Here is an 11,998-nt window from a genome sequence, read left to right as displayed (position 1 = left end):
CCCGACCTACCCCCCCATCCCGCGGGCCCCCCGGGGGTGTGTGGGTTGGGGGGGCGGCTCCAGTAACTCCTCCCCCAAACCACCCCCCCCACCCCCCCACAGCAACAGCAGTACGCCGGTTCTGAGCGGCGACTGTCCAGTACGGCCGCTTCCTCGTAAGCCGACGATGCCCGTCGATCCAGCAGCACTCTTGCCTCCGCGACGACTGTGTCGTGCGCAGAGTGGATGTCAGTGGCGCGCAGGGTTGTGTCAGTGGGACGGACGGTCCTCAGCGCATGGAAGGGACTGCGGTGTGTATGCCGGGCGCTTGACGCCGCGGTCTGTCAGGTTGGATGGCACGGTGGTGAGACGACCCAAGACGAAGAAGAAGCGACCTTCCTTCGGCATACCGAGGGAGATCATCCTGCTGACTGGGCACGATGCGTGGCCCTACACGTTCATCGCTGATGACTCGGGTGGCGGATGTGGCAAGGTCCCGATGCCTGCCAGCGCGGCCCCTGAAGACGTACAGAGGGCGATCTTCACGCAACTTGCGGACCACACCCGCACACTCCACGGCATTGAGATCGACGTCGAATGGTCCTCCCTGACGCCGGATTCGTGGGTGGGCGACATCCGGCGTGTCACCACGGAGGAGCCTGCTCCGCCTGGCGCGACACCTGAAGTCGCCTGACCACGGGGTCACCACGGACACCTCACGAAGCCAGGCGCCAAGTTGACGACGTACCTCGGGGGCAGCGTTGGGGCCGGGGTCGACTCGCAGCTCGCGGGACTGTTCGATGCCTGGGTGGTGAACTGGGCGCAGATGTACGACTGCCGCTTGGACGTCGACCGTGTACCCGACCTTCTGGCTCTGGTGGAACGTGAGGAGGACGCCGAAGCGTGGACCGAGCTGGGGTACCGGCTGATCCTTGAGCACGACCTGCTATCGCTGGCCAGCCTTGCGGCATTGCCCCGGCTGGTGCGCCTCGCCGGGGGCAGCACGAAGGCACGACACCTGGCCGGAGCAATCATGGAACGAGCGGCAAGTCACCACGACGGCGACGAACTGCTGGCCGGGAGCGCAGGAGTGATCCTCGAGCTGGGCGCCCTCCTGGACCGGCACTTGCAGTCAGGGCCGTCCGACTACCTGCTTACCTTCCGCGCGCTGCTCGCGGTTCGGGAGCAGTACCACTGGGCCAACGTCCTGGGGGACTTCGATGACGACTTCTACGAGCTGCCATGCCCCCACTGCGCGGCGGAGGTGACCATCGCCATCGGCGGCTATGGCCGCTACACGGCGATCCGGGACTGGGACCTGGGTGACACAGACCGGCGTGACCTGCGGCCGAGTCCTGCCAAGGAGCTTTCGGGTGTCGGCCGATGGATGTACGAGATCGCGGTACGCGATGGGGAAGATGTCCTCGCCGAGGGAATCTCCCATCTTTTCGGCAAGGCCGAGTGTCCGAGTTGTGCCAGCGTTTTCACCATCGCGGACGAGTACGAGGCTGCGAACTGCCCCGTCCTGCGGTAGCACCGTGTGGCATTGGCTCTTGCCTCACCCCTGCCGGCTGAAGGGCCAACCTCTCTCATGCCGCCTGAGGGACCTGGATGGCCGAGGCCGGGAAGGCTGCGTATTCATCGAAGTGTTCGCGATGTTGGAGGCAGCGATGGAACGGCCGAGGCGCTGGCGGTAGCGGGCCATGGCCCCGGGTGAGGAGCGAAGGGCTGAAAGGCCCCAGAGACACCTCACGTTGCCATGTCGTCAAGTTCAGGAATGAGCCCTCCGTTCACGGCGCGAAGGAAGAGCCGTTGGTGCCATTCATTGGCGTCCGGTCCGGGATCAGTGGCCAGGACAGGATTCGGACCGGTCTCTATGAGGTGCATGAGCGTCCAGGCGACGCCGTAGCAGTCGTCCGGGCCGAAGCATGAGACGAGCGCTCGGGCTTCCTCTCTCGTGACCGGCTTCGGAATCGTTTCGAGTTGCTCGGCGCGCCTGTCAATCTCTTCTTCGCTTGCGTCCCAGTCTGGGAGCGGGCCATCGACGACGAACGCCTGTACTTCGGGTCTCATGGGCGAATGATTGGTTGCCTTCGCCACTGCGGGCAAGTCGTCTTGGCCGGTCAGGCTGCCGTCCGCACCGCCGCACCCGGCAGGCTGACGGAGCCCGCAGGCCGTTGACCACACGGGACGTGACGCGGTGGACGTGCTGCCCTGCCCAGCCGCATCCGAGGTCACGCTGGGTGGCGTCGAGGAGTCCGCAGTCGAGGTTGTGGGTCACCCTGCCGGTTCCCGGCCGGTGGCGATGGCTTGCTTGGCCAAGGCAGCTGAAGTGCTCGGCCCTCCGCCGAAAGGGACCGTCTAAGCGCCATCCCGCAAGCTTCAGGCACCCCCACAGGCGCTCTTGAGGTGGCTGGGGACATGATGACCCTCGTGACGAACAGCCCGCAGACACCTCCGGCACGGATCCCGGGCTATGACGGAGGCCCCTTCCGCCATCAGCCCGCGCTCCTCGAAGAGCACCTGTTCTGGCTGGTCCACCTGCACCTAGGCGACACTCAGGATCAGGAAGCGGGAGCCTTGCTGTCCCAGCTTCTGGGAGGCGACACCTGGCCCGTGTTCACGGTGCCGCTCGCCGGTGAACACCACCTGTATGTGGTGTATCGCGCCCTGGAGGGGGAAGCAGGTATCGACTATCTCGTGCACCACCCTGACTGGGACGCGGCCGAGACCTTGGCGCAAGACGACGGGCACTTCATGGGCCCCGGCCTGTCCTGGGCCGAGCTGACCGCCGCAGCCGATAACGGCCTGCCCGGCGGCAGCACCACCGACCCCCACTCCCGACTACTGCTCCTGCTCCCGGCGTTCGGCGACGACGCCGTACCGGATAACGCCGTTGAGCGCGTAATCGCGGCGTTGCGCGCCCGCACCCGCATCGAGGCGCCCGAGCGGCTCGCTGCAACGCTCCTCGACCACCAGGGGCAGTGCGGCCCCACGCACTGGTCCACAGCCGAGGGCGGCCACCTGATCAACGACGGTCCCTATTCCCTCCGCAACCCCGCCAACCGCTTCGCCTGGCCGACCGCTCGCCTGGCCCAGGTCGCCACCGCACTGACCCGCTGACGGCACGGCCGTGGCGCGACATACGGACAGCCTTTAGCCAACGGCGTTCATCTGCTCGATGAGCTCGGCGTCGTCGATGTCGTGCCTGAGCGGGATATCAAAGTTGTATCCCTGGTCGCAGAGGACCAGCTCGACGTCTCGGGGGACGAAACGGCGGAAGAGACAGGCCAAGCGTGCGGCGTCTGTCAGAGAGGTGTCCAGGTACAGGCACGTCCCATCCTCGTGCAGGTACGCCTCGACGGGGCCTTCTTCTGTCTCGACGGTCCATCGGAAACTGCACGCCTCGCTGCGGCGCGACGCATCCTCGTGCAGGTACGCCTCGACGGGGCCTTCTTCTGTCTCGACGGTCCATCGGAAACTGCACGCCTCGCTGCGGCGCGACGCATCGACCTCAACCTCGGCCCAGATGGCCTGGATCGCCGGTGTCAGCGCTGCGGGATCGGCCCTCCATGGGGTTGCCGCACCGTCGAACAGAGCCATGAACGTCGCCATACCAATGTGTCTATCACCGCATGAGACCCAAGCGCTGACGGCATCTACTGATCGTCTGTGCGACGCCATCGTCCTCGTACGCGGCGAGCACGCGGTAAAGAGTGGAGCGGCCGACGCCGAGGTGGGGGGCAATGGCCGTGACGGATTCGTTCGCGTCGCGGCGGCGGAGGGCGACGGCGAGCTTGTCTCCGTTGATGGCGGGCGACCGGCCGGCCGCCGTGGTTGCTGTTGGCGGCGGCGGTGTCCAGGGACATCCCTCGTGTCGCCGATCACTGACACGTCATGTCGCCAGCCACTGACATCCGGCTGTCGGCCGACACGTCGCCTGGAGCATGGATCCTCATTCGACACGGAGGGCGCATACTTCCAATGTCGTTAGCACTCCAGGTATCTTTGATACGCGATCATGGGCGGGCGAGGCCGGTGCCGGATGAGGGGGTGGGCAGGTGGGGTACGCGACGCCCATCTACGCCCCCGAGCAGGTCGAATACCGGCTGAGCGAGGACTGCGGCTGCGACCGGGCGGAGGACGCTCAGGTCGAGTACCGGCTGGCAGGGGAGAGCGCCCTGCTGTGGATCGGTGGCGGGCTCGTCGAGCTGGATCTGGTCGCCGGGGCGCGGGTGGATCCCGATGTCGCCCGTGCGCTGATGGACGGTCGGGACTGGCGTAGCGGCGAGCAGTTGGTCGCCCGGAAGCGGGCGCTCGATCCGCGGGGGAAGGTCACTGCGCGCGTGCTCGTGGACGCGGTCTCCGAGGCGGCGGCCGCCGCCGGGAAGGCGGTGTCGGACTACCTGGGCCGGCCCGTGCTGGCCAAGCGGTTCGACCGGGCCGCGCGCGGGATCCTGCGCGACGGGGAGACCCACCTGCTGCCGCTGGCCGATGCCGAGCGCCTGGCCGCGGCCGCCGGGCTCGACCTCGACGAGCTGTACGGCGCGGACTCGGTGGGCGAGGCGCGGAGGTGGATGCGGCATCGCGTTGACGTCGGGCTGCGTGGCGTCGACATCACCCTCGATCTTCCGAAGAGCATCTCGGCTGTCTACGGGCTGGCTGGCGCAGAGATCGCCGGGCGGATCGAAGAGGACTGGCTGGCGTCCGTCACCGAGGCCGTGCACGCGCTGGAGCAGTGGGCGGCGTACGGGATGGCCGGTCACCACGGGGACGGGCGGCAGGCCGAGCGGGTGGAGACGTCCGGGCTGATCGGCTGGACGACGTTGCACCGTTCCGCGCGCCCGGTGGACGCCTCGCCCGGCGACCCGCACCTGCACGTCCACGTCAACATCGCGCACATGGCGAAGTGCGCGGACGGCAAGTGGCGCACCATCGCGGGTGGCGGCGAAGACCTGCACCGCTACGCCCACCTCGTCAACGAGATCGCCGAAGGACGGCTCCGGGCCCGGCTCACGGAGCAGTACGGGGCCACCTTCGCGCGTTCTGCGACCACCGGGGCGTGGGAGCTGGCCGGGGTCGACGAAGGGTTGCGGGAGGCGTTCTCCCGACGCCATCAGCAGGTCATCGAGCTGGCCGGCGAGGGCGCGTCGCGGGAGCAGCAGAAGGCGGCCGCCCGCAAGAGCGCGGAGGCCAAAGAGGACGCCGGCCCGGGCGCGCCGAGGGAGGCCTGGCGTACGAGGGCGGCCGCGGTGCTCGGTGGTGAGGCCGCAGTCGACGCGATGGTCACGGCCGCGCTGCCCGGACCCGACGGCTCGGCGCCGCCGCTGTCCGCCGGCGGGGGCCCGCGGATGCCCGGCCCGGCCGAGATCGCGGCGCGGATCTGGGATGCCGAGCACGGACTGACCGCGTCCCGGAAGACGGTCTCGCACACGCACGTGATGGCGGCCGTCGCGAAGACGCTGCCGTACTTGCTGTCAGTGGAGCAGCTGAGCGCGCTGACGGACGAAGTCCTTGCGGTCGGCGGCCATGCGGTCCGCCTCGCCGACTCCAACCGCGGCCACCACACCCACCGGCAGCGCTACACGCACACCACGGTCGTGGCCGCCGAGCAGATCGTGATCGAGTGCGCCTCGGCCGGCCTCGCCCAGCAGCTGGCCCAGCTGACCGCCGAGGCCGCGGAGATGACGCTCGCCGCCGTCGAGGTCGCGGGCTCCACCGAGGACCGCCCCTTCCTCTTCAGCACCGAACAGCGCGCCGTCGTCATGCGGCTGCTGACCGCCGGGCACGCGGTCGACGCGGTCATCGGCGTCGCCGGCGCGGGCAAGACCACCCTGATGCGGGCCGCCCGTACCGGCTGGGAGGCCGCCGGGTTGCGCGTGGTCGGCGCCTCCACCGCGGCCGTCGCTGCCGCGAACCTGGCCTCCGAAGCGGGCATCGAGTCGCGGACCGTTGCCGCCTGGACCCGTGAGATCAGCGGTGGCCGTGGGCTGGCCGGGGTCGGGGTCCTGGTCATCGACGAGGCCGCCATGGTCGACGACCGGGCACTGGCCGCGCTGCTGCGGCACGCGGCCGACACCGGCACCAAGGTCGTCGCGGTCGGCGACCCGCTCCAGCTCCGCGCGGTCGGCATCGGCGGCGGGTTCGCCCGTATCCACCGCCTCGTCGACGGACTGGAGCTCACCGAGAACCGCCGCCAGCGCGACGTCGTGGAGCGGGTCGCCCTGCGGGACTGGCGGGCCGGGGCGCGCACCAGCGCGCTCGCCGCCTTCGCCGCCCACGGCCGCGTCCACGCCGAGGACACCGCCACCGAGACCCTGACCTCCATGCTCGGCGCCTGGAACGAAGCCCGGACCCGCTGGACCGGCGACCCCCACGGCCAGGTCGCCGAACTCCTGCTGCTCGCCGCCCGCCGCGCCGACGTCGCCGTCCTCAACGCCGGCGCCCGCGCCGCGCTCGTCGCCTCCGGCGAGCTGGAGCAGGGCCGTACGTACGCGGTCGCGGGCGGCGGCCGGGTCGCGTTCGCGGCCGGGGACCTGGTCCACGTCCGCCGCAACGACTACCGCTCGCGCCGGGACGTGTCCGCCGTCGACGTCCTCAACGGCTTCCGCGGTGTCGTTCTGGAGGTGAGCGCGCAGCGGGGGGTGCTCGTCCAGTGGCGCCGCCCCCGGCCGACGGGCGGGTTCGCGATGTACGAGGCCTGGATGTCCGCGCGCGACATCGCCGAGGGCCGCCTCACCCACGCCTACGCGATGACGATCGGCTCCGCACAGGGTCTGACCGCCGAAGTCGCCCTCGCCTACGGACTGCACGCCGACTCCCACAGCCTCTACCCGGCCCTGTCCCGGGCCCGCCGGGAGAGCCACCTCTTCCTGCCGCTCGACGAGTTGGAGGACCACCCCACCCGGGCCGCCCGCGGACCGGTCCGCACCGATGCCGACCGCCTGGACCGGGCCGTCGCCGCGTACGGCCGCCGGCTCGAGGCCGACGCCGAGGACGTCATGGTCACCGACGAACTCACCCGCGTCCCGGCCCCCCGGATCCTCGCCCGGCAAGAGCCCGCCTACACCCCGTGGCAGGAGCGCCCGTACGGACACCTGCCCGCGCAGCACCTGACCGCCCGGGCGGCCGACGAGACCGCCGCCGCGCAGCGCGCCGAGGACCTGGCCGCCGGGTACGAGCGGCGGGCCGCGGAACAGCAGAACAGGCTCGACGCCACCATGACCCCGGGCGGGGCACTGGCCGCCGAAGCGTACGAGGTCCTGTCCCGCGCCGGCACCTGGACGCACCGCGCCCGGGAGGAAGCGGCACGCCAGGCGGCCGCCGAGCGGCACGTCGAGTCGATGCGCCGGATCCTGGAACGGATCGAGCAGTCCGCGCAGAAGAGCCGGGTCGCTCTCCGCCTGGCCGGCACGAGCCGGAGGGAAACGCTGGCGCTCACCGCCCAGTACCGGGAGCAGCTCACGGCCGCGACCGACGAGGCGCAGCGAGCCACGCGGGCCTCCACTCAGGCGCTGCGCGCTGCCTGGCAGGCGCTCACCGCCTACCCGCACCTGTCCCTGCTCGCCCCGGGCGAGGCCGCCGGCCCGCCCGACGGGGTCCCAGCGATGACGGCGGTCCTGGAGGCGATGCGGCAGCGCGTCCCCGTCCTGGCCGACCGCCTGGACACCCGCATCGCCGAGGACGTCCAGCAGCTGCGGGGCAGTGCAGCGGCCCAGCGCTCCGTAGCCATGCGGCACCGCGCGACCGCGGCCGAACTCGGGAAGGAGGCCGTCCTCCGCGAGGAGATGCGCTGCGTGGCCCCCGTGGCCCACGCCCGCGAAACCGACGAGCGCGCCGCTGCCCTACGCACGCATCAGGCACAGACACCGCCTCACCCCACCAACCGGCGTCCGTCCGTCCCCCTGCACAGCCAGGCGCCCACGCTGCCCGGGGCAGCAGTGGACCGCGGCACTCCACCTCCGCGACCGTAGAGGCCCGAGCGGCGCATCCGCGGTGTCGGTTGTATGTGCCCGCCCGCCTTTGGGGACAAGCAGCACAGTGGCTGAGCTCTTCTGTGGTGCGGAGTAGCGCCCGAACGCCGTATACCGCGTGCAGCTATCGACTGGGCGCACCTTCTGTGGCTGATGTTCAGGCCGGGCGAACATGGGCATCTTTCAGCGCACTCTGCGAACGGTCGACCGGGGCTCGCGGCCGACCGACTCGACAGCAAGCGGGTACACGGGAGGACGCCTCTCGACATGCTGGACATCAACGTCGTAAATGTCTGGTTAGGCGAAACTGCTTCAGAGCGTCCACTGGGTCACCTAAAGTGGCAGGTCAGTAAGCCTGCTCCCCGCGCACGCGGGGATGAACCCGATGCCGAGCTCCTCGAGCGGTACCCGCGCGTCTGCTCCCCGCGCACGCGGGGATGAACCCCAGGGCATCGGGTGGGTCTCCGTTCGGTGGAGCTGCCCCCCCCCGCGCACGCGGGGATGAACCCCCCGGCGTCTGGATCATGGTTCAACCCGGCGTCTGCTCCCCGGGCACAAACGGGGATGAACCCATCAGCGTCGAGATCGACCAGGCCTTCATCGTCTGCTCCCCGCGCACGCGGGGATGAACCCGGCATCGAGCCGCCGGCACCGCCCGACGCGGTCTGCTCCCCGCGCACGCGGGGATGAACCCATCGCCGGACTACTCACCGGCCGCCTCGGCACCTGCTCCCCGCGGCGCACGCGGGGATGAGCCCTCGGGATGAGCTCCCTGGAGAAGGTTGCGATCCTGCTCCCTGCGCACGTGGGGATGAACCCATCTGTAAGATCGCGGACCTTCCCGACCTGCTCTGGCCCCGCACACGCGGGGATGAACCCGCCGAGCAGGTCACGGCGATCCCCACCGGCAACTGCTCCCCGCGCACGCAGGGATGAACCCGGCCCCGAGCTGCGGACTCCGGGGCGTCCGCCCTGCTCCACGCGCACGCGGGGATGAACCCTTCCCTGGCCTGCAGTCGACGTAGGCGAGATCGTCGCTCCCCGGCGCACGCGGGGATGAACCCGAGACCATCGACGGCAACGCGACGAGGAAGGACTGCTCCCCATGCACATGGGGACGAACGGGTGCTGCTTCGCACCAGTACGGGTGACAGCCGCTACTCGCCGCCCCGGAGGGGAGGAGTCCGCAGCCTGAGCGTAGGTCCGGCAAGGGCGTCGGCACGGGGCTGGTGGAGCTGCTCGAGGTGATTCCGCATGCGGAGGGTCGCCTGTTGGCCTGCGTCCCCGAGCTCGGTGAAGGCATCGAGAAGGTCGTCGGCCAAGCGGGTCGCTTCCGGGGGCGGCAAGGCCTTCCACATGCTGTACGCCCGCCGGACCGCGAGGGCGGTCTCCGGGTGTTCCGGGCCGTGGAGGGCGGCGTGCAGGCGGACGACGTCGAGGTACCAGGCCACCGCAGTGTCGTGATGCCCGGTCAGGTGGGCCAGGTAGGCGCGGACCTCGCGGACGCGGACCGTCTCGGCGTGTGCCTCACCGTGCGCGGCGGTGATCCGGGCGTCGAGGTCCTCCGCCAGAACGTTCGCGCGAGCGAGGTCCTTCGAAGCGGTCGATCGGATGTCGGCCAGTTGCCCGGTGAGGTCGGGGGAAGGGCTGCCGGCGGCCTCCTCGCTGCCGGTCCAGAAGGCCGGGTCGACGATGCCCCAGGGGCGGAAGAGAGGTTCGCTGTGCATCGCGCTTCCCGTGCTCGTGTCCGTCGTTACTCCGGTCGTCACCAGCTCACCACCCGGCGGATCCCCGTCGCCCGGGTCATGTAGTTCGTCGAGTTGCGCCAGCTGCTGTACGGGACGATCCGCGTGCGGACCCCCGTCCTCGGGGACTCGATCAACAGGCCCGAGCCGATGTACATCCCGACGTGCCCCGGACTGGCCGCCGAGCCGTCCGAGCCCGCGTTGAAGACCAGGTCTCCGGGCTTCGGGCTGTCCAGGTCCACGGCGAGCGGCAGGTTGATCTGGTCGAACGTGACGCGGGGGATCGTGATCCCGGCCGCCTTGTACGCCTGCTGCATCAGGGAGGAGCAGTCGCACCAGTGCTGGGGGTTGGTGCCCAGGGCGTCGGTGCAGTCGCCGCCGAGCTGGTACCAGCCGCCCTTCTGGGCCAGCGCCCAGGCCACCGCCGTGCGTACCTGGGCCGGGGTCTCCGGCGGAAGCTCGAAGCCGGCGGGCAGTTCGACCGGCCCGCCCCCGGCCGCCGAAGCGGTGTACTTCACCGACTGGGCCAGGATCGCCTTGACGTAGTTGTAGGTCTGCCCCTCGGCGAAGCTCGCGGGCGGTACGCCGCCGAACTGCTCGACCCTTCCCCAGCCCGCGTTGTACCCGGCCAGGGCCTTCTCGATGGGGGACCCGCTGTACTCGGGATGTGCCTTGGCCGTCTTCAGCAGACCGCACATCATGCGCCCCTGGGCGGGGATCGCGTCCTTCGGGTCCATGACGTCCTTGTCGCCGTCGCCGTCACCGTCGACCCCCTGACTGGCCCAGGTCTCGGGGATGAACTGCGATATCCCGTACGCGATGGGATGGCCCTGCCCGTCTCGGGAGATCGCAGTCGGGTCGAAGTTGGATTCCGCCCACAGCTGCGCGGCCAGGATGGACGGCGGCAGGCCCTCCTTGCACTCCGCGGCGGCCGCGAGGATCAGCGGCGCGTACTCGGCCGGAACTCCGTCGCCTCCGCCGACCCTCAGCGAACCGGCTGTCGGCCATGTACCAACGTTGTGGCTCTTGCCCTCGTCCTCCGCGACCGCGGCCACGAGCATGACGACGCCTAACCCCAGAGCCAGGGGAGTTGCCACCGCTCCGGCCACGGCAAGCCCCAGCCACCTCTTCGCCCCCACCCAATCCCCCCTCGGCCGTCCCCGGATTTGCGGCCACGAAGATGTAATTCAGTCATGGTGGCCGGTTTCAAATCCGCGTGGATTCGCGTCGCAGATCGTGACACTATGCCATTTCCGCTCCTGACAGGACTTGTGATTACCCCTCAATGAATGTCGGACGGTCGGTGTAAAGTGCCGATGCATTTCGACCACGAGTCGATGAACGTGCGAAATTCACATTAGTGACGGCTTGGTGTGTCGCATGCGGGGGGATTAGTGGGTAAAACGGGCAATGCGGCGATCCTGGGATTAGGTGAGACTTCACGGATCGTCGTACCGGTCATGGCTGCGACAGGTGGGAGCGCGCGGTCCACCGTCGCGCACCTGATCGCCGACGAGTTGGCTTCAGCAGCCGACACGGTTGTTGTCGACCTGTCACCCCGCCTCGCCTCGCCCTGGCCTCACTGGACCGGCGCGACGCAGGCCCCAGGGCTTGCCGCTCTCCTGCCCGATGAACCCCTCACCCGGTCACGGATCCGCGCCGCCGCAGCCGCGCGCCGAGCCCCCGTGGGCGAGTGGGCAGCGCTGACCGACGGCCGCGAATGGAGTGCGGCACCGCTTTCCCTGCCCACCGCTGCCACTGCCTGGTACCAGCTCGCAGCCGCCGGCGGGTGGCAGGCCCTGGTCGCGGACACCGCCCACCCGATTGCGCATGACCTCCTCTCGGCCCGCTGCTCGAACACCGCGAGCGTGACCCGCGCGTGGTGCGAACTTCCCTTCGCCGTACCGGTCCTGTGCGCCCAGGCGACCGCCGACGGCATCCAGGCCCTCCAGCAGGCGGTGATGGTCCTGCATGCCGAAGGCCTTCCGCTGCAGCGAACGGTCGTCGTCCTGGCTGCCGCGGCCGACGGCCGGCCGCCCGCCGTGGCCCGGGCCGCGGCCACCATGCTCTCCGCCCGCGCGGCCGCCGTGGTGCACCTGCCCCATGACGCGGACATCCGAGCCCACGGACTCCAGGCCCAACCGGCCCGGATCCGTACGCGTACCCGCCAGGCAGCGCGGGAGCTGGTTACCGCCGTGCTCGCCGCCGCCCGCGCATCCTTCGGCGACCCGCTGCCCGACGCACCGCAGCCCGCCCCCCTCCCCGCCCTTGCAGTCCCTGCCGTCTGACGAGGAATCACCG

The 11,998-nt window shown here is 70.3% G+C and carries 8 protein-coding genes and 1 pseudogene; 4 read left to right on the top strand and 5 right to left on the bottom strand.

Annotated elements, in window-relative coordinates:
• Positions 1 to 715 precede the first annotated feature (715 nt).
• Positions 716 to 1,513, top strand: coding sequence for a hypothetical protein (locus tag ACIP5M_RS33905; protein ID WP_401204306.1), 798 nt, complete (start codon positions 716 to 718; stop codon positions 1,511 to 1,513).
• A 215-nt stretch (positions 1,514 to 1,728) separates the two neighbouring features.
• Here the strand turns inward: ACIP5M_RS33905 and ACIP5M_RS33900 are convergent, their stop codons facing one another.
• Positions 1,729 to 2,052: a hypothetical protein gene (locus ACIP5M_RS33900; protein WP_401204303.1), complete on the bottom strand. Its 324-nt coding sequence runs from the start codon at positions 2,050 to 2,052 to the stop codon at positions 1,729 to 1,731.
• Positions 2,053 to 2,400: 348 nt separating this feature from the next.
• On the opposite strand from ACIP5M_RS33900, the gene ACIP5M_RS33895 reads away from it, so the two are divergent.
• On the top strand, positions 2,401 to 3,102 hold the full coding sequence (locus ACIP5M_RS33895; RefSeq protein ID WP_401204300.1) for a hypothetical protein: 702 nt from the start codon (positions 2,401 to 2,403) through the stop codon (positions 3,100 to 3,102).
• 33 nt (positions 3,103 to 3,135) lie between these two features.
• Here the strand turns inward: ACIP5M_RS33895 and ACIP5M_RS33890 are convergent, their stop codons facing one another.
• Both ACIP5M_RS33890 and ACIP5M_RS33885 read right to left on the bottom strand, forming a co-directional pair.
• Complete coding sequence (locus ACIP5M_RS33890; RefSeq protein ID WP_401204298.1) at positions 3,136 to 3,582, bottom strand: hypothetical protein; 447 nt, start codon at positions 3,580 to 3,582, stop codon at positions 3,136 to 3,138.
• Positions 3,583 to 3,607: 25 nt separating this feature from the next.
• Positions 3,608 to 3,793 (bottom strand): annotated as a pseudogene (locus tag ACIP5M_RS33885) (helix-turn-helix domain-containing protein); the annotation flags it as partial.
• A gap of 247 nt (positions 3,794 to 4,040) precedes the next feature.
• On the opposite strand from ACIP5M_RS33885, the gene mobF reads away from it, so the two are divergent.
• Entirely contained in the window at positions 4,041 to 7,952 is a 3,912-nt protein-coding gene (gene mobF, locus ACIP5M_RS33880; RefSeq protein ID WP_401204296.1) for a MobF family relaxase, read from the top strand.
• A gap of 1,157 nt (positions 7,953 to 9,109) precedes the next feature.
• On the opposite strand, the gene ACIP5M_RS33875 is transcribed toward mobF, so the two are convergent.
• Positions 9,110 to 9,679 (bottom strand): hypothetical protein, encoded by a 570-nt coding sequence (locus ACIP5M_RS33875; protein ID WP_401204293.1) that lies wholly within the window; start codon positions 9,677 to 9,679, stop codon positions 9,110 to 9,112.
• Between the two features lie 38 nt (positions 9,680 to 9,717).
• Complete coding sequence (locus tag ACIP5M_RS33870) at positions 9,718 to 10,758, bottom strand: NlpC/P60 family protein (protein ID WP_401204290.1); 1,041 nt, start codon at positions 10,756 to 10,758, stop codon at positions 9,718 to 9,720.
• 399 nt (positions 10,759 to 11,157) lie between these two features.
• On the opposite strand from ACIP5M_RS33870, the gene ACIP5M_RS33865 reads away from it, so the two are divergent.
• The gene (locus ACIP5M_RS33865) at positions 11,158 to 11,985 is read left to right on the top strand and encodes a hypothetical protein (protein ID WP_401204287.1); all 828 of its coding nucleotides are present in this window, start codon (positions 11,158 to 11,160) and stop codon (positions 11,983 to 11,985) included.
• Positions 11,986 to 11,998 lie beyond the last annotated feature (13 nt).

Origin of the sequence: Streptomyces sp. NPDC088762, from assembly GCF_044750905.1 — a bacterium.
Taxonomy (GTDB): domain Bacteria; phylum Actinomycetota; class Actinomycetes; order Streptomycetales; family Streptomycetaceae; genus Streptomyces.
The sequence above is the reverse complement of the archived record's forward strand: the minus strand, read 5'-3'. Positions and strand labels throughout refer to the sequence as shown.

Coding starts and splice junctions, on each gene's coding strand:
- ACIP5M_RS33875 (WP_401204293.1), bottom strand. CDS start 9,679: ATGCACAGCGAACCTCTCTTCCGCCCCTGGGGCATCGTCGACCCGGCC.
- ACIP5M_RS33865 (WP_401204287.1), top strand. CDS start 11,158: ATGGCTGCGACAGGTGGGAGCGCGCGGTCCACCGTCGCGCACCTGATC.
- ACIP5M_RS33890 (WP_401204298.1), bottom strand. CDS start 3,582: ATGGCTCTGTTCGACGGTGCGGCAACCCCATGGAGGGCCGATCCCGCA.
- ACIP5M_RS33895 (WP_401204300.1), top strand. CDS start 2,401: ATGATGACCCTCGTGACGAACAGCCCGCAGACACCTCCGGCACGGATC.
- ACIP5M_RS33870 (WP_401204290.1), bottom strand. CDS start 10,758: ATGCTCGTGGCCGCGGTCGCGGAGGACGAGGGCAAGAGCCACAACGTT.
- ACIP5M_RS33900 (WP_401204303.1), bottom strand. CDS start 2,052: ATGAGACCCGAAGTACAGGCGTTCGTCGTCGATGGCCCGCTCCCAGAC.